Genomic DNA, 16,714 nt, shown 5'->3' with positions numbered 1-16,714 from the left:
TCAACGCCTCCCTGCAGGGACGGACAGCCCCGCCAGGGCCGCAGTGGAGCGGAGGTAGTCAAGGTTGTCGGTGGTCCGCTCGGCCAGCGGAAGCTCGGTGGAAAAGTCCTCCACCGTAACCCAGCCGTCATAGCCGAAGGCCGCGAGCGCCTGGAAATACGCCAGCACACTGCCCTGGCCGGAACGCAGTGGAGCCCACTCGTTCCGGTACACGGCTGCCCCGGACTCGTCCGTCTCACCGCTGTTGACCCACACGGCATTCTTCACGTGAACGTGCGCCAGGTAGTCGCCCAGGAGCTCGAACGCGGGGAGGTAGTCCTCCTGGCCTTCGATCAGGAGGTTGCCCAGGTCATGGATGACGCCGACGTGCCGCGGATCCAATCCCTCCAGGAGGCGGAGCGCGGACGAGGCGGAGGCGGTAATGGTGCGGTGGTGCAGCTCCACCAGTGCCTTTACACCGTGGTGGGCCGCCCGCTCAGCGATCCACTCGAAATCACGGCGGGCGCCGGCGAAAAGCTCAGGATAGGGTGTCCCGCTGGCCGGCTCGTTCCCCCATGCCGCGGTTCCCAGGGGAAGGGTGGTGACCCGGACCTGGCCCGCGCCCAGCCTTGCGGTGGCGGCCAACATGCGGTCCACGTCCGCATGGTTGTCGCACCGGGCGTATCCGCCGATCCCGGAGAATTCCAGGCCGGCGCCACTGGTGAGGGTGGCGATGCGGTCCAAATGGTCTTCCATGCCGGTGAGCGGGATGCTGGCCTTGTTGCCGGCCCAAAAACCCGGCGTGGCAGCATCAGCCTGGTCCGTGATACGCCATTCGACGCCGTCCCAGCCCTGTTCGCCGAGGTGCTGCACTGCCTCTTCGGGAGTCCATTCCGGCGTTGATGCGGTAAAAACTGAAAACTTCATAATGTCAGGCGCTTTCTGCCGCGGTGCCGGTGCGGACTTCAAGGTCGTTGTACTTGCCGGCCAAAACGTCATCAAAGAGGACGGGCTGGCCGAGGGTGGCCGAAACGTAGACGGAGCGCACGGCCGCGAGCGCGTTGACAGCGTCACTGACGGTGACGCCGGGCTGAGTTCCCCCGGCGATGGCAGCCAGGATGTCCCGGTACTGCCGGACGTGGCCGGCGGGATACACGGTGGGGTCTGCGGCCTTGTAGTCCTCCTCCGGGTACTTGGCCAGTTCCTGTTCAGCCTGGTTGCCGCCGCCCTGCAGGCCCATGTCCGCGGACTCGCCGCCGGCGTCCTTGCTGTGGAAGTACTGCAGCTTGTCATTGTCCACCACAGCCGAGCCTTCGGATCCCATGAGCTGGACGCGTACCGTCAGTCCGGGGTAGGCAGCGGTGGTGGCATGCAGGACGGCCAAGCCGCCGTTTTCGAAGGTGATGGTGGCAACCGCCGTGTCCTCCACCTCGATGCGTTCGTGCGCAAGCCGGGCAGTGTGCGCATGGATCTCCACGGGGCGCCCCATGAACCACAGCAGCAGGTCCACGGTGTGGACGCCCTGGTTCATCAGTGCGCCGCCGCCGTCCATGGACCAGGTGCCGCGCCAGTCACCGGAGTCGTAGTACCCCTGGCTGCGCCACCAGGCAACCGAAGCGATGGCCGACGTGAGCCGGCCGAAGCGGCCCTTGGCCACGGCATCGGCAACAGCGACGCTTGACTGGTCAAAGCGGTGCTGGCTGATGACGGATGCCACCACCCCTTTGGCAGCCGCTTCCTTGGCTGCGGCTTCGATTTCCTGCGCCCGGCTGAGGTCAACGTCAAGGGGCTTTTCGATCACCACATGCTTGCCCGCCGCGAGTACCTCCAGGCCCTGCTGGATATGCAGTCCGCTGGGGGTGGCCAGCGCCACCAGGTCGATCTCAACAGCGCCGAAGGCTTCCGCCAGGGTGGTGAACTGCGGGGGCCGTTGCCCGCCCTTCTGTTCGATGAAGTCCGCCAGGGATTCTGATGCTGCCGGAATGGCATCCACCAATGCCACGACCCGGGCCTCCGGAAATGCCTGGAGGGCTACGGCGTGGGTGCGGCCAATAACGCCGCAGCCGGTAATGGCTACGTTCAAAGTGCTCATGCGGTCTGGACTCCTGCTTCTGCGGTGACTTTTGCGAAGGCGCGTGCTGCGATGCCGAATGCGGTGGGGCCGGAGAACCCGCCCAGCCCGTGGGCACCGGCGAGGTGCGGCTCTAGGGAGGCGAAGCCCTGGTAGCCGTCGGCTTTGAGTGCCTCCACGGTGCGGAGCACATCCCCGTCCCCTTCGCCGGCCGGGACCACATGGCCGTTCTCGAACAACGCGTCCTTGACCTGGAGGTACTCAAGGTGCGGACGCAGCTTGGCGTACGCCTCATCAAAGGGCTTCACGCCCACCTGGACGAAGTTGGCGGCATCCCAGGCCACCTTCAGGGCCGGCGAATTGACCGTCTCAATGATGTCCAGGACACGGTCCGGAACGTCGCCGAAGATGTCCTTTTCGTTCTCGTGCAGGAGGATCACGCCGCCTTCCTCCGCTACATCGGCGAGTGCACGCATGCGCTCCATGACGGCGTCGCGGATGCTTTCCACCGGCACCGATTCGCCGTAGTAGAACGAGAAGATGCGGATGTACCTGGCGTCCAGGACCTTCGCCGCGTTCACCGCCCGGCGCAGCCGTTCCACTTCGTGCTCCACCGGGAGGCTGACATCAACCTTTCCGATGGGGGAAGCGATGGCCGAGACCTTCATGCCTTTCTCCGCCAGCAGAGACGCAAGGGATTTGAGCTGTTCATCGCTCAGGTCCACGATATTGGTGCCCCAGGCGCTGCGGACCTCGATGTGGTTGGCCCCGAGGGCCTGCAGTACTGCTGTCTGGACGGCTGGGTCGTCGTCGATTTCATCGCCGAAGCCTGACAGCTGCCAGGTGACCTGGGTGGTCGAAACCATGGTTATTTAACTCCTCCGGCGGTGAGCCCGCCTACTAGGTAACGCTGGAAAATCAGGTACAGAATGACTACTGGTGCCGCGCAGACAAGGGCCGCCGCCATCAACTGGCCGTAGAACGGGATGGCCCCGCCTTCCTGGGAAGCGCCAAAGATTTGAAGTGCGACGGCGGCCGTCTGGCTTTCCGGCCGCGTCATCACCGATGCGAACAACACGTCATTCCAGCCGAGCAGGAAGGCGAAAATGCCGGAAACAACGATGCCGGGCCAGCTCAGCGGGAGGATGATCCGGAACAGCACTCCGAGGTTGGACGCGCCGTCGATCCGGGCTGCTTCTTCAAGCTCCTTGGGAAGCCCGCGGAGGTAGGTGACCATGACCCACGTGGAGAACGGCATGGCGAACGTCAAGTAGGTCACGAACAGGCCCCACTGGGTTCCGATGACCTGGATCCCCAGGTAGGTGGCGGCCGAGGAGAACAGGACGAAGACCGGCAGCACCATGAGGGTCCCGGGCACGGACTGCAGTGCCAGCAGGCCGCGGAGGATGCTCAGCCTGCCGCGGAAGCTGTAGCGGACCAGGACGAACGCGGTGGACACGGACAGCGCGGCGGAGACCACTGCGGTTGCTCCCGCCACCAGCACGCTGTTGGCGAGGCCGTTGGCCAGGCCCACGCTGGTCCAGATCTTCGAATAGTTCTCGAACGTTACAGTCGACGGCCAGAATTCCCCGTTGGCCACCCCGATGTCCGAGTTCACCGAGGCCAGGAAGATATACAGCACCGGAATCAGGACCAGGGCGCCCAGGAACACCAGGACGATGATCAACAGGGGGTTTGGCAGCAGCCGCAGCACCTCATGCTGTCGATGCGACCCCGGACGGTCGACCTCGAAGACCGGCGCGCCCTGCCGTTTGGCTGTCGTGGTACTCATTTCTTGCCCCCTGGTGATTCGGCGTCGTCGAGCTTTACGGCGCGAAGGTAGACGAACAACGGAATGGCGACGAGCACCAGGGAGACGAAGGCCATCGCTGCGCTCAAGCCGAAGCGGAAGCTCTGGAAACTCGTAACGTACGTGAGGATCGGGAGGACTTCCACGTCCGCAGGCGCAGGAACACCGAACAGCACGAACGGGAGCGTGAAGTTGTTGATGTGGTGCAGCATGCCAATCAGGAATGCCAGCGCCAGCGGCCCCTTGAGGTAAGGGAACACGACGTACCGGAGCTTGTTCCACCACAGAGCACCGTCGAGCGCGGACGCTTCGTGGACCTCGTGGTCCACAGACTGCAGGCCGGACAGCGCCAGCAGGTAGATGAAAGGCCAGGAGGCCCAGATCTGGACCAGTACCAGCGTCCAGAAGGTCTGCGGGCCGTTGAGCCACAGCCCAGTATGGATTCCCACGCTCCCGAGGGCCTCGTCCACTATTCCGCCCGGCCGCAGCATGGTGCGCCATACGGTTGCCACCACGAAGGAAGGAAGGACGTACGGGATGAGGAAGACCGACCGGATGACGGCGCGGCCCTTGAAGGCGTTCTGGGTTGCGACGGCGGCAGCGATGCCCAGGGGCAGCGTCACCACCATGGCCAGCAGGGAGTAGCTGACACTGAGCCAGACAGCGTGCAGCAGGGGCGAGGCAGTGACGGCTTCAACGAAGTTTTCGACTCCGATGAACGGTGCACTGATCCATTTGCGCAGCGTGTACTGGTCCAGGTTAAGCACGGACATGTAGATGCCGAGCAGGAGCGGCAGCACGATGATGATGATCATCAGGACCCCGCCGGGGATCAGCATCCAGAGCGGCCGGTTCCGTTCGCTCAGGCCCTTTCGGCGCGGCCCGTCATTGTGGTCAGGCTTGTGCCCGGTTGCATCAGCATCCCGGGCCGCCCGGCTTGCGGCGGACTCCGCCGCAAGCCGGACTTCGTTGGAGGCATCGGTTGACATCAGAACTTATCCTTTGGAGGCACGGTCCAGGGAAGCCTGGCCCTTGTTCTGGGCGTCCTGGATCCTTTGTTCAAGGGCAGATTCGTCGACCTTTCCGGCGGCGAGGTCCGGAACGGACTGCACCGTTACGTTCAGGAGTGCGAGCTGGATATCACCCCAGGCGCCGGTGAAGGGGGTCGCCTTGGACTTGGCCGCGGCGTCGGCCATCGGCTTGAGCTTGGGGTCGGTCAGGCTCGCGAGTGCCTCGGCGTTGGCCGGCAGGTCACCGAATGTCTTCTGGTAGTTCAGCTGCTCGTCCTTGGACGTGATCAGCTTGATGTATGCGAAGGCCAGGTCCTGCTGCTTGGAGTAGTCCGCCACCACGAGGTTGTCGCCGGAGAGGATGCTGGCGGCGTCGCCGTCGGACTTGGACTGTGTCTCGCCGGGTGCGACGGTGGGCATCAGGGCGTACTCGTACTTGCCGGCAATTGCCGACTTATCGAGCGTCGGGATGGAGGTGGCGGTGGTCATCATCAGGTAGCCGGCCTTGCCGCTGGCAAAGGCGGCCACGGCGTTGCTGTTGCTCCAGCCCACGGAAGCGGGGTCGACGATCTTGTCGTTGGTCAGCCAGCCGAAGTACGTCTGGTACGCCTTCTTGACCGCTGGGTCATCCATCTTCAGCTTGTTGCCGTCCACCAGCGGGTTTCCGGCCTGGACCGACATGGCCCAGATGAACTTCCAGGGGTCGAAGTTGTCCTTGTATCCGGTGGCGATGCCGTAGGTGTCGCCCTTGGTCATCTTCTTGGCCTGCGCGGCAAGCTCGTCCCAGGTGGTGGCTGGCTTGTCGATGCCGGCAGCGGCCAGGAGGTCCTTGTTGTAGGCCATCACGAACGGGCGGCTGACGAAGGGAATGCCAACCTGGTGGTCCTTGTCCGGTCCGGAGATGCCAAGGGCTGCCGGGTTGAACCGGTCCTTGCCGCCCACCTTCTTCCAGTCGTCGTCGGAGAGGGTGACGAATGCCTTGGTGGAGAAGGCAGTGGGGGTGAAAGTCGTGCCCAGTCCATAGACATCCGGGCCCTGCCCGGAGACCACGGACGTCTGGATGCGGGTGAGTTCATCGTTCGCCGAAGCGAAGGTCTCGAACTTCACGTCGGCCCCGGTCTCAGCCTTGAACTTGGCGGCGATATCGCTCTGCCATTGCTTTTGCTGCTCCGGGTACTGGCTCAGGACGCCGACCAGGACGTTGAGGGTCTTGCCCGTGCCGTCCACCTTGCCATCCGCGTTTGTAGAGCCTCCGCCGCCGGAGCCGGACGATCCGCAACCGGTCAGGGCGAGTGCTGCAGCCGTGACGATCGCCGCAAGCCCAGTAGTCGATTTAAACCTCATTGTTTTTTCTCCTCTAGGACACCCGCATGGCCACATCCATCCTGTGGCGGACATCACTGCAGGCGACTTGAGAGTCAGTCTAGGAAGGACGGCAAGCCGCTGGCAAGCGGTTGCCAAAAATTGCCATAAGTGCTCTGATGGATGCATCAGTCATTCCGGAGACCAGGCCCCGACGCCGCAGATGGCCCCGGTGTCCAGCTCCGCAAGGAAAGGCCTGCAGCGATGGCAAACCCAGAAACCAGGGCGTCAGCTCCGGCCAGCCTCGACGGGCGCACCCAGCGGGACCGCCCGCCCACGATCCGCGACGTGGCGGAACTGGCGGGTGTGGCTACTTCCACAGTGTCACGGGCACTGGCGCGGCCGGAGCGGGTGAACCCGCGGACGCGCGTACGGATCGAGGAAGCGGCAGCGGAACTGAATTACGTCCCCAGCTCCCAGGCCCGCGGACTTAGCTCAGGACGGACCAACGCCGTCGCCGTGCTGGTGCCCGACATCACCAATCCGTTCTACTTCGACATCATCAGGGGCACCCAGCACCAGCTCAAGGCCGCCGGCGTTACCCAGCTCCTGGTGGATACCGAGGAATCCAGTGAGATGGAGCTGGATGCGCTGCACAAGATGCGCAAGTCCGCCGATGGCTTCATCCTCGCCGCCTCACGCCTGACGGATGCCCAGCTGGCAGAGGTCTCCCGGTCGCAGCCCCTGGTGACGTTCAACCGGGCCTCCACCAGCACGCCCACCGTGATGATCGATACGCCGTCTGCGATTATCCAGGCACTGGAGCACCTGGCATCGCTGGGCCACCACAAGGTCTGCTACGTTGCCGGACCGCCCACATCCTGGTCCAACCAGATGCGGTGGAAAGTCTTCGAGGAGGACGCGACGAAGCGCGGCATGGAGGTCCACCGGATTGGGCCCTACACACCGAAGACGACGTCGGGGGCCGCGGCCGCGGACGCAGCGGTGCGGACAGGCGCAACAGCCTGCATCGTCTTCAATGACCTGCTGGCCATCGGCATGCTCCAGCGCCTGCAGGCCCGCGGTATCCGGGTGCCCGCGGACATGAGCATCATCGGATCGGATGATATTTTCGGTGCGGACTTCTGCAATCCCCCGCTGACCACCATCTCCAGCCCCATCGAGCAGGCGGGCAGGGTGGCGGTGTCCATGCTGCTGGCCCAGCTCAACCCGCTCGCGGGAAGCGCCACCCGCCAACTCGCCGTCATGCCCACCCACCTGACCATCCGCGAATCGACGGGCCCCGCGCCCCACTAGAGGAATCCACTGCTCCGTACCTGCCGTTTTCAGGCGTCAAAAGGACAGATACGGAGCAATGGATTGTGTTACCCAGCCCAGACCAAAGGCGGGCGTACGACGGCGGGAGAGACCGCCGTCGTACGCCCGCCTTGGAACGCAGCGCTTAGGCTTCCACCAGCTTGGCCCCGGCCGGAACCTCTGCCGGAACGCCGGGCTCGTTGCGGCCGTACAGCCAGTCGTTGTACTGGAAGTTGTTGTCGCCCCGGCTCTTGAACAGCATGTTCCGCAGCACCCGTGCCACACCGCCCACGTGCCAAGACTCGCCCCAGATACGGGCGGTGCGCTGGACGCGCGCCGTCCGTGCGGCACGGGCTTGGTTGAACTCGCGGAAGGCAGCCTCCCAGGCACCGGCGTCGATTCCCCCGGTGGTGAAGACCCTGCTGCGGGCCACGTCCTGGAGCACTGCCGCGTCCTCCAGCGCCTGGCAGGCACCCTGGGCCAGGTACTGCAGCATCGGGTGGGCGGCGTCGCCAATCAGCGCCATGCGGCCGGAGACCCAGTTCTCGATGGGATCGCGGTCGTACATAGGCCAGCGGATGCCGGTGGCCAGGTTCTTCAGGGCTTCCTGAACAGCGGGGACGCAGTCCTTGTAGGCTGCCTGGAGTTCGTCCACGCCGCCGTACTGCTCTTCGCCGCGCTCAAACGACGGGGACTTGAACACTGCCACGGTGTTGAGCAGCTGGCCCTTCCGCAGCGGGTACTGGACAAGGTGGCAGTCCGGGCCCAGGTAGACAATGACGTCCTCCAGGTCCGCGGCGGGGGTCTCCTCCGTGATGGGCACCGTGCCGCGGTACGCCACGTAGGCCGAGTTCACCGGGCCGTCATTGGCAACTGTGCCGCGCAGGGTGGACTTCAGCCCGTCCGCAGCCAGGATGGCGTCGGCTTCGAAAACCTCGCCCTTGGCGGTGTAGGCGCGGGCCCGGTCGCCATCGGTTTCCACTTTCTGCACCAGGACATCGTTCACCATGGTGACGCCGGCTTCCTGGCAGGCCTCGAGCAGGATCCGGTGCAGGTCGCTGCGGTGGATGACGACGTACGGGGCGCCGTAGCGTTCCTCGAACTCGCCGCCAAGGGTCTGGCGGGTCAGTTCCTCGCCGGTGACCGCGTCGCGGAACACCAGGTGCTTGGGCTGGACGCCGATTTCCAGCGCCTTCTCCAGGAGGCCCCAGCGCTTGAGGACGCGGGAGGCGTTGGGGGCCATCTGCAGGCCGGCGCCCACTTCGCCGAAGGCGGGTGCCACTTCAACCAGGGTGACATCGGCGCCGTTTTCGCGAAGTGCGAGCGCTCCGGCAAGCCCGGCCATGCCGCCGCCCACCACGAGGACGTCGGTGGACGCTTTGACGTTAGACATTGGAAACTCCTACTGCTGTTGATTTCTTGATTTTGATGCCGACTGCAGCAATGAGGACTGCTGCTGCGGCTGCTGCTCCGGCAAACGCCAGGAAGTTTGAATTGACGCCCAGGCCCGCCGCGAGCAGGAGCCCGCCGGCCTGCGGGGCGGCCACTGCACCGATCCGGCCCACGCCCAGCGCCCAGCCAAGGGCGGTGCCTCGAAGGTGTGCCGGATAGTGGCTGGCCACGGCGGCGATGATCAGGCACTGGGTGCCGTGCGTTCCCACGCCGGCCAGCACCAGCATGAAATAGACGACGGCGACGGGCGGCCCGGTCACCAGGACCACCAGGGCAACGGCGGCAACCGCTGCCGCCGCGATCGCCGTGGGAATGGGCCCGAACCGTGTGCCGGCCCAGGCGGTCAGCACCGAGCCCGCCACCGCGCCCAGGTTGAGCGCCAGCGCGAACGTCAGCGCTGATCCAAGGTTGTAGCCCGCCAGCTGCATGAGGTTGGGCAGCCAGGTGCCCAACCCGTACCAGGCGAAGAGGGTCACCAGTGTGCCGAAGGCAAACAGCAGGCTGGTTCCAAGGTAGGGCGCCCGAAGCAGGGAACCGAAGCCGACGGATTCCTTGGCGGCGCTGACGGCTGCGCCGGCAGGTTTGGCTGCCAGGGTCTCCGGCAGGTAGCGAAGCCCCAGCGGGATGACCACCACCAGGGCCACGACGGCCACCAGGAACATGACGGGCCAGCCGAAGGCCGGAATCAGCGGGATGCCCACCAGTGCTGCGATGGAGCCGCCGATGGGAACGCCGGACATCATGAGGGTGGCGATGGTGGATCGCCACTTTTCCGGAACCAGCTCGGCCACCAGGGCATTGGCGGAGGGCACCAGGCCGCCCAGTCCGATGCCGGCCAGCAGGCGCAGGCCGCCGAAGACCGGTGCGCTGGGTGCAAAGGCGCAGAAGATGGTGAAGACGGAGAACACGATGGCGCAGCCGATGATGGTGCGCCGCCGGCCCCAGGTGTCGGACATGCGGCCGGCGAAGACCGCTCCGATCATCATGCCGATGAAGGCCATCGACCCGATGGTGCCGGCCGTTGCCTTGGTCAGGCCCCAGCCGGTGTCATTGATGAGCGAGCCCTGGACCGTGCCGTAGACGATCAGGTCATAGCCGTCGAAAACGACCAGCAGCCAGCACACCAGGACGGCAAGCATGGAACGCCGGGGAAACCCGGAAAGGCCTGCACCCGGAACGGGGGCGTCCGTGCGCTGCGGCGCTGCAGCGGAAGTTGTGTGATTCATCCCACCACTGTGCTGGCAGTCATACCGCGGCGCCCATAAGATTCTGTTATGCAGAATCTTCCGGCCCGGCGGAAACCTACTTACTCCATTGAAGCGGTGGACAACGCCCTGCAGCTCCTCCAGCTCCTGCGGGACGTGGGCAGCCTGCGGCTCAAGGACGCCGCAGCGGAGCTCGGGGTGGCCCCGTCCACGGCCCACCGGCTCCTGGCCATGCTGGTATACCGTGGTTTCGCCATCCAGGACGAGACCCGCCGGTATGTGCCAGGCCCGGCGATGGGTGCCGGCCCGGCGGGTTTCAGCTGGACGCGGCAGCTGCGGGACATCTCCCGGCCGCACATGGAGCTGCTGTGTGCACGCACCAACGAGACGGTCAATCTGATGATCCGGGTGGGCACCAAGGTCCGCTTCCTGGATACGGTCGAAAGCACCAACATCCTGCGCGTCGGGGACCGGCAGGGAACCCTGCTTCCGGCGCACAAGGCCTCGGGCGGAAAAGCCATCCTGGCCGAACTGGATCCCGCTGTGCTGGAGCAGTTGTTCCGCAGTCCCAATGCGGAGCTCGGCGGGGACTACATCCCGGACGCCGAGTACCCCACATTCCTGCGCGAGCTTGAGTCTGTCCGCGCCAACGGATTTGCCGCCAATTTCGAGGGCACCGAGGAGGGCATCAGCGCCTTCGGGATGGCGCTGCACAACGGCAGGGGCATGGTGGTGGGAGCTTTGAGCGTGGCCACCCCGGTGGCACGGTTCCGGCCCCTGTTCGACGCCGGACTGGTGGGCGTCATGATGGAAACCCGGCGCCAGCTGGAAATCGACATCGCGGCCAATCCGGTGGACGGTTCGGGACCCAGCTGAGGGAACCCAGGCCGCTCCCACCCCCTAAATTCTGCTTACCAGAATATGCTTCGGATCACAGCACATTTTCCCTAGGGTCGAATCCACGTCGCAATCAGTCCGCACGCAAGGAGAAGGCCAGTGTCGATCAGCGCTGAAAACCAAACGCACGAATCCGTGGCACAGGAACACCATGTTCCCGAGCCCACCCCTGAGGAGGCTGCCCAGCTTGAGCAGCTGTACAAGGATTTCGATAAAGAAAACCTGATTCCGTTGTGGACGGAGATCGCGGACCTGATGCCCATGGTCCCGTCCCCCAAAGCGGTTCCGCATGTGTGGCGGTGGGATGACCTCTATCCTCTGGCCGCCCGCGCCGGGGACCTGGTGCCCGTGGGCCGTGGTGGGGAACGCCGCGCCATCGCGCTGGCCAATCCGGGCCTGGCCGGCACCCCGTACGCCACGCCCACACTCTGGGCCGCCATCCAGTACCTGGGTGGGCGGGAAACCGCCCCGGAGCACCGCCATTCCCAGAACGCCTTCCGGTTCGTCGTTGAAGGCGAGGGCGTGTGGACCGTGGTGAACGGTGACCCCGTCCGGATGTCCCGCGGCGATTTCCTGCTCACCCCGGGCTGGAACTTCCACGGCCACCACAACGACACCGACGAGCCGATGGCCTGGATCGACGGGCTGGACATCCCGTTCGTGCACTACGCCGATGCCGGGTTCTTCGAATTCGGCACCGAGCGCGTGACCGACGAAGCAACCCCGGACATCTCCCGTTCCGAGCGGCTCTGGGCGCACCCCGGACTGCGCCCGCTCTCCGGCCTGGATGACACCACCAACTCCCCCATCGCGGCCTACCGCTGGAAGTACACGGACGCCGCCCTGCGCGAGCAGCTGCTCCTCGAGGACGAGGGCCACCCCGCCACCGTCTCCCAGGGCCACGCCGCCATCCGGTACACCAACCCCACCACCGGCGGGGACGTCATGCCCACCATCCGCGCCGAATTCCACCGCTTCCGCGCCGGGGCCTGGACCGAGACCGTCCGCGAGGTGGGCTCCAGCGTCTGGCAGGTCTTCGAAGGCACCGGCACCGTGACCTTGAACGGCGAAACCCGGACCCTGGCCAAGGGCGACCTGTTCGTGGTCCCGTCCTGGGCCGCCTGGTCCCTGCAGGCCGACGCTGGCTCACAAACGGATTTTGATTTGTTCCGCTTCAGCGACGCCCCCATCTTTGAGCGCCTGAACTTCAACCGCACCTACATCGAAGGACGCACCAAGTAATGAAACTCCTCACCCTCCGCCTCGACAACGGCGGCACCGCAGCAGTCCGCCAGGACGGTGCCACCCTCACCGAAATTCCCGGCTTTTCCGACGTCGGGGCGCTGCTGAAGGATCCCACCTGGGAAGCCACGGCGAAGGCAGCCCACGGCGCAACGCACGCGCTCGACGGCGCCGACCTCGCCGCCGTCGTACCTTCCCCAGGCAAGATCATCTGCGTGGGGCACAACTACCGCAACCACATCAAGGAAATGGGCCGTGAGGTTCCCGAGCACCCCACCCTGTTCGCCAAGTACGCCGAATCCCTGATCGGCCCCAACGACGACCTCGCGCTGCCGCAGGAATCCGACACGGTGGACTGGGAAGCCGAGCTCGCCGTGGTGATCGGCAAGTCCGGCCGCCGCATCCCCGAAGCCCAGGCCGCGGAGCACATCGCCGGCTACGCCGTGCTGAACGACATCAGCATGCGCGACTACCAGTTCCGCACCATCCAGTGGCTGCAGGGCAAGACGTGGGAGAAGTCCACCCCGTTCGGGCCGGCCCTGGTCACCAAGGACGAGTTCACGACCGGCCCGCTGATGACCTCCGCCGTGGATGGCGACGTCCAGCAGAGCACCCCCACCTCGGACCTGGTGTTCACCCCGGAGTTCCTGGTCTCCTACATCTCCACCATCATCACCCTGAACCCGGGCGACGTCATCGCCACCGGCACCCCCGGCGGCGTGGGCCACGCACAGGACCCCAAGCGCTACCTGCAGGAGGGCCAGGTCCTGGTGACCACCATCGAGGGCCTGGGCCAGCTGACCAACCGCGTGGTCAAGGAAGCCTGATGGTTGCCCGGCACGACCAGACCACCGATCCCGTCCTGCTCGACGGGCTGCTGCAGGCCCGGCGCGGCACCGCGTTCTTCGCCCGCAAGCTCAACGAGCTCCCCGACGCGGAACTCGATGGAGACTCGCTGCTGCCGGGCTGGACCCGCCGCCACGTTGTGGCCCACGTGGGCTACAACGCCCGGGCCGTCGCCCGCCTGGTGGAGTGGGCGGCCACCGGGGTGGAGACACCCATGTACCCCTCGGTGGAGGTCCGCAACCACGAGATCGACTTCGGCGCCACACTCAGTCCCATCGCACTGCGGAACCTGTTCGACCATTCAGCCGTGCACCTGAACGTGGAATGGCGCGACCTGCCCGCCGACTCCTGGCACCACAAGGTCAAAACCGTCCAGGGCAGGACCGTCCCGGCGGAAGAAACCGTGTGGATGCGCACCCGCGAGGTATGGGTGCACGCCGTGGACCTGGACAACGGAGCCACGTTCAAGGACGTCCCCGCACCCGTCCTGGAACGGCTGCTCAAGGACATCACCGGGGCCTGGCAGTCCCGCGGGACGGACAAGGACCTGGTCATCGAGGTCACCGGCACGGCCCCGCCGCTCACGTACGGTGACACGGGAGCCGCCTCGCCCACCGTGGTTTCCGGGTCCCTGCCGGCCATTGCCCAGTGGGCCACCGGCCGCGGCACGGACGGAACCACGGCACAGCGCGACGGCGGACCGGTCACCCCGGCGCCGCCGGCACCCGCCTGGATCTAGGCTGCCGCCGGCACCCGGGCCAACAACACCACGCCAAAGGCGGACCAGCATGGGCTGGTCCGCCTTTCGGCGTTGCTGCCGGGCACGCCGCTCACCACAGGGGTCCCGCCTCGGACTGGAAACCAAAAATGGACCCCAGGAGTTGGAACAGATTCCATGAATTCACCCCAGAACGCTGGATAGCATGAGGTGACCGGACAGAGCCGTCCGGCGGGATCGACGCAAAAGGAAAACCCATGGCCGCGGTTACGGTGGATGACATCCTCTCGGATCTCCCCCTTGGCTTCGCCAGCCTCATCCTCCGGCCCGCCCAGTCGGCGCCGGCCATCGAACGGTTCCTCATTGTCGACGCCGACGATGAGGCAGTCGAAGCCGCCAAGGCCTTTGTCCTGCTCATCGGGGTCCGCGGCCGGTCTGCGCTGCCGGCCCTCCGTCGCCTCCTGAAGGACCCGCCCCCGGTGGTCGCCGTGAAGGGCGAGCGTGAAGACCTCGCGGAAGCAGAAGAACTCCTCCGTGCAGCCGGGTCAGGGCTGCTGCTGGTGGATCCCGCCGCGGACTGGGACCGGCTGCTCTCCATCGCCAAGGACCGGATCCAGCCGCGCAGCTACCAGAGCGAAGTGCTGACCCTGCTCGAGGAAGACCTGTTCGCGATCGCCCAGACCACGGCGCGGCTCACCTCCAGCCACGTGCTCATCGAGGATGCGGCCAACAAAGTCCTGGCCTACTCCACCGTCACCAATGACATCGATGAACTCCGGAAAGCATCCATCCTGGCCCGCCGCGGCCCCCGGAAGTACGAACTGCTGCTCAAGGACCTCGGCGCCTACCGGGAACTGCACCGCACCCGGCTGCCGGTCCGCGTACCGGCCAGGCCCCAGGACGGCCTGCGGGAACGGGTGGCCATCGCGCTCTTTGCCGGCGAACGGATCATGGGCTACATCTGGCTCCAGGAGACCGGAGGCGGCTTCGGCCCGGATGTTGAATACGTGCTCACGGGTTCCGCGGCACGCGTTTCCGGCGAACTGATCCGCTACCGCAACCAGCAGTCCGTGCATATGCGGGAGGACCGGATTGTGCGGATCCTGTCAGGGCCGGCAGAAGCCGCCGCCAGCGCGCACAGCGGAAAGATCCCCTCGGAACGTCCCGCCGCACTGATCCTGATCGGCATGTCCGACGCCGACTCGCGTGCCGATGACGCCGCACTCAAGCACGGCGAACTTGCCAACCTCGCCTCCATCCACGCAGCCGCCTACAAGCCCACCGCCGTCGTAGGCCAGTTCAACGGTGACACCGCCATCATCGTGCCCGACCTGCAGTCAAGCACGGCGGAATCGGGGCTGCGGTCGCTGGCCGAAGCGATCGTCCGGGATGCCGGCAAACACCTCGGCATCAGTCCGTTCGCAGCCGTCGGCCCCCTGGCGCCGGACCTGTTGTCTCTCCACACGGTGACACGGATTACGGAGGCGCTGTTGGCCTGCGTGCGCACTGCGGAACCGGGCACGGTTGCCTCGGTAGGCGATTTCGAAGCCGAGATCCTCTACCGCGAGGCGGTACGGAACTTCCACACTTCACCCTTCCGCCATCGCAGCCTGGCAACACTCCTCCAGGACGACGCCGAACTCGCCGAAACCCTCCGCGCGTATTTCGACGCGTCCTTCGACGTCGCCGAGTGCGCCAGGCGGATGAACCTGCACAAGAACACCGTGTACTACCGGGTGGCCAAAGCCACCCGCGTGACCGGCCTCAACTTCAGCAGTCCCAGGGACTCCCTGGTGGCACTGCTCCACCTCCAGGAGTGGGCTTCCACCTCCTACGACACTTCAGGCAGGAAATGACCACAACGCTCGGTGCACCACCCCTGGACGTCCTCCTCGAGGACATCGTCCGGCATCACCGGCCGCGGAAGGAAACGGGTGCAGTGCCCCGCAACATCCCCTTCCTGGCCAAGGTCCCCTTCAACCGGTTTGGAATCGCCGTCGCCACCACCTCCGGTGACGTCTTTTGCTCAGGCGATGCTGACGTCCCGTTTTCCATCCAGAGCATCTCCAAGGTGTTCACCCTTGCCATGGCGCTGCAGGGCGGCGGATCGGCCCGCCTGTGGTCACGGGTGCTGCGCGAACCGTCCGGAACCGCCTTCAACTCCCTGGTCCAGCTCGAAGCCGAACACGGCATCCCCCGCAACCCCTTCATCAATGCCGGCGCCCTGGTGGTCACCGACCACCTGATGGAAGGGACGCCCGACGCCGCAGCGCACCTCCTGCGGTTCCTCACCGGACAGGCGGGTCAGCAGGGCCAGGCACCTGGACAGGCACTTGGACAGCAGGGCCCGTTCATTGACGAGGCTGCAGCTGCCGGCGAACTGGCGGCCAGCAGCCGCAACCTTGCCCTGGCGCACTTCCTGAAGGACTTCGGCAACCTCACACAGCCTGCAGAATCCGTGGTGGAGAACTATGTCCGCCAATGCTCCATCATGATGACCTGCGCCGAACTGGCCAAGGCCGGACTGTTCCTTGCCAATGACGGCCAGGGAGCGTCCGGAAGGGTGTTGTCCCGGAGCGAGGCAAAGCGCGTCGGCTCCATTATGCTCACCTGCGGCATGTATGACGCCGCCGGTGAATTCGCCTACCGCGTGGGCCTGCCCGGCAAAAGCGGGGTGGGCGGCGGGATCCTGGTCATCGTGCCGGGCCAGTGCGCCATCTGCGTCTGGAGCCCCCGCCTGGATGCAAAAGGCAATTCCCTGGCAGGCACGGCAGCCCTTGCCGACCTCTCCGACCGCACCGGCTGGTCAGTCTTCTAGCCCTTCCCACCCAATTCCAGCTTTCGCCACCCAGACAGATCTATCCC

15 protein-coding genes are annotated in these 16,714 nt (G+C 65.7%); 7 read left to right on the top strand and 8 right to left on the bottom strand.

Going from position 1 to position 16,714, the window contains the following annotated elements:
- The 6 genes from FBY33_RS08365 to FBY33_RS08340 are packed head-to-tail and all read right to left on the bottom strand — an operon-like array spanning position 1 to position 6,214.
- Positions 1–906, bottom strand: coding sequence for a sugar phosphate isomerase/epimerase family protein (locus tag FBY33_RS08365; protein ID WP_142030173.1), 906 nt, complete (start codon positions 904–906; stop codon positions 1–3).
- Between the two features lie 4 nt (positions 907–910).
- Positions 911–2,071 carry a Gfo/Idh/MocA family protein gene (locus FBY33_RS08360; protein WP_142030172.1) on the bottom strand — a complete coding sequence of 387 codons (1,161 nt, stop codon included), beginning with the start codon at positions 2,069–2,071 and terminating at the stop codon, positions 911–913.
- Entirely contained in the window at positions 2,068–2,916 is an 849-nt protein-coding gene (locus tag FBY33_RS08355; protein WP_142030171.1) for a sugar phosphate isomerase/epimerase family protein, read from the bottom strand. Before FBY33_RS08355 ends, FBY33_RS08360 begins: the two co-directional genes overlap by 4 nt.
- Before the next feature lie 2 nt (positions 2,917–2,918).
- Positions 2,919–3,842 carry a carbohydrate ABC transporter permease gene (locus tag FBY33_RS08350; protein WP_142030170.1) on the bottom strand — a complete coding sequence of 308 codons (924 nt, stop codon included), beginning with the start codon at positions 3,840–3,842 and terminating at the stop codon, positions 2,919–2,921.
- A complete protein-coding gene (locus FBY33_RS08345) occupies positions 3,839–4,849 on the bottom strand; it encodes a carbohydrate ABC transporter permease (RefSeq protein WP_142030169.1) in 1,011 nt (336 codons plus the stop codon). The genes FBY33_RS08350 and FBY33_RS08345 overlap by 4 nt, the downstream gene beginning before the upstream one ends.
- Positions 4,850–4,855: 6 nt before the next feature.
- Positions 4,856–6,214 carry an ABC transporter substrate-binding protein gene (locus tag FBY33_RS08340; RefSeq protein WP_200831341.1) on the bottom strand — a complete coding sequence of 453 codons (1,359 nt, stop codon included), beginning with the start codon at positions 6,212–6,214 and terminating at the stop codon, positions 4,856–4,858.
- 222 nt (positions 6,215–6,436) lie between these two features.
- Here FBY33_RS08340 and FBY33_RS08335 point away from each other — a divergent pair, with 222 nt between their 5' ends.
- Positions 6,437–7,489: a LacI family DNA-binding transcriptional regulator gene (locus FBY33_RS08335; protein WP_142030168.1), complete on the top strand. Its 1,053-nt coding sequence runs from the start codon at positions 6,437–6,439 to the stop codon at positions 7,487–7,489.
- A 145-nt stretch (positions 7,490–7,634) separates the two neighbouring features.
- Here FBY33_RS08335 and FBY33_RS08330 read toward each other — a convergent pair whose 3' ends face one another.
- Both FBY33_RS08330 and FBY33_RS08325 read right to left on the bottom strand, forming a co-directional pair.
- Positions 7,635–8,882: an FAD-dependent oxidoreductase gene (locus tag FBY33_RS08330; protein WP_142030167.1), complete on the bottom strand. Its 1,248-nt coding sequence runs from the start codon at positions 8,880–8,882 to the stop codon at positions 7,635–7,637.
- Entirely contained in the window at positions 8,875–10,167 is a 1,293-nt protein-coding gene (locus FBY33_RS08325; RefSeq protein WP_142030166.1) for an MFS transporter, read from the bottom strand. Before FBY33_RS08325 ends, FBY33_RS08330 begins: the two co-directional genes overlap by 8 nt.
- A 48-nt stretch (positions 10,168–10,215) precedes the next feature.
- Here FBY33_RS08325 and FBY33_RS08320 point away from each other — a divergent pair, with 48 nt between their 5' ends.
- The 6 genes from FBY33_RS08320 (at position 10,216) to FBY33_RS08295 (ending at position 16,667) form a co-directional block, all read left to right on the top strand.
- Entirely contained in the window at positions 10,216–11,022 is an 807-nt protein-coding gene (locus tag FBY33_RS08320) for an IclR family transcriptional regulator (RefSeq protein WP_142030165.1), read from the top strand.
- Between the two features lie 120 nt (positions 11,023–11,142).
- A complete protein-coding gene (locus tag FBY33_RS08315) occupies positions 11,143–12,285 on the top strand; it encodes a cupin domain-containing protein (RefSeq protein WP_142030164.1) in 1,143 nt (380 codons plus the stop codon).
- A complete protein-coding gene (locus FBY33_RS08310; RefSeq protein WP_142030163.1) occupies positions 12,285–13,112 on the top strand; it encodes a fumarylacetoacetate hydrolase family protein in 828 nt (275 codons plus the stop codon). Before FBY33_RS08315 ends, FBY33_RS08310 begins: the two co-directional genes overlap by 1 nt.
- Entirely contained in the window at positions 13,112–13,870 is a 759-nt protein-coding gene (locus FBY33_RS08305) for a maleylpyruvate isomerase family mycothiol-dependent enzyme (protein WP_142030162.1), read from the top strand. The genes FBY33_RS08310 and FBY33_RS08305 overlap by 1 nt, the downstream gene beginning before the upstream one ends.
- A gap of 236 nt (positions 13,871–14,106) precedes the next feature.
- On the top strand, positions 14,107–15,705 hold the full coding sequence (locus tag FBY33_RS08300; RefSeq protein ID WP_142030161.1) for a PucR family transcriptional regulator: 1,599 nt from the start codon (positions 14,107–14,109) through the stop codon (positions 15,703–15,705).
- On the top strand, positions 15,702–16,667 hold the full coding sequence (locus FBY33_RS08295) for a glutaminase (protein WP_200831340.1): 966 nt from the start codon (positions 15,702–15,704) through the stop codon (positions 16,665–16,667). The genes FBY33_RS08300 and FBY33_RS08295 overlap by 4 nt, the downstream gene beginning before the upstream one ends.
- Positions 16,668–16,714: the final 47 nt, after the last annotated feature.

Source organism: Arthrobacter sp. SLBN-112 (assembly GCF_006715225.1).
Lineage (GTDB): Bacteria > Actinomycetota > Actinomycetes > Actinomycetales > Micrococcaceae > Arthrobacter.
The sequence above is the reverse complement of the archived record's forward strand: the minus strand, read 5'-3'. Positions and strand labels throughout refer to the sequence as shown.

Coding starts and splice junctions, on each gene's coding strand:
- FBY33_RS08365 (WP_142030173.1), bottom strand. CDS start 906: ATGAAGTTTTCAGTTTTTACCGCATCAACGCCGGAATGGACTCCCGAA.
- FBY33_RS08360 (WP_142030172.1), bottom strand. CDS start 2,071: ATGAGCACTTTGAACGTAGCCATTACCGGCTGCGGCGTTATTGGCCGC.
- FBY33_RS08355 (WP_142030171.1), bottom strand. CDS start 2,916: ATGGTTTCGACCACCCAGGTCACCTGGCAGCTGTCAGGCTTCGGCGAT.
- FBY33_RS08350 (WP_142030170.1), bottom strand. CDS start 3,842: ATGAGTACCACGACAGCCAAACGGCAGGGCGCGCCGGTCTTCGAGGTC.
- FBY33_RS08345 (WP_142030169.1), bottom strand. CDS start 4,849: ATGTCAACCGATGCCTCCAACGAAGTCCGGCTTGCGGCGGAGTCCGCC.
- FBY33_RS08340 (WP_200831341.1), bottom strand. CDS start 6,214: ATGAGGTTTAAATCGACTACTGGGCTTGCGGCGATCGTCACGGCTGCA.
- FBY33_RS08335 (WP_142030168.1), top strand. CDS start 6,437: ATGGCAAACCCAGAAACCAGGGCGTCAGCTCCGGCCAGCCTCGACGGG.
- FBY33_RS08330 (WP_142030167.1), bottom strand. CDS start 8,882: ATGTCTAACGTCAAAGCGTCCACCGACGTCCTCGTGGTGGGCGGCGGC.
- FBY33_RS08325 (WP_142030166.1), bottom strand. CDS start 10,167: ATGAATCACACAACTTCCGCTGCAGCGCCGCAGCGCACGGACGCCCCC.
- FBY33_RS08320 (WP_142030165.1), top strand. CDS start 10,216: ATGCAGAATCTTCCGGCCCGGCGGAAACCTACTTACTCCATTGAAGCG.
- FBY33_RS08310 (WP_142030163.1), top strand. CDS start 12,285: ATGAAACTCCTCACCCTCCGCCTCGACAACGGCGGCACCGCAGCAGTC.
- FBY33_RS08305 (WP_142030162.1), top strand. CDS start 13,112: ATGGTTGCCCGGCACGACCAGACCACCGATCCCGTCCTGCTCGACGGG.
- FBY33_RS08300 (WP_142030161.1), top strand. CDS start 14,107: ATGGCCGCGGTTACGGTGGATGACATCCTCTCGGATCTCCCCCTTGGC.
- FBY33_RS08295 (WP_200831340.1), top strand. CDS start 15,702: ATGACCACAACGCTCGGTGCACCACCCCTGGACGTCCTCCTCGAGGAC.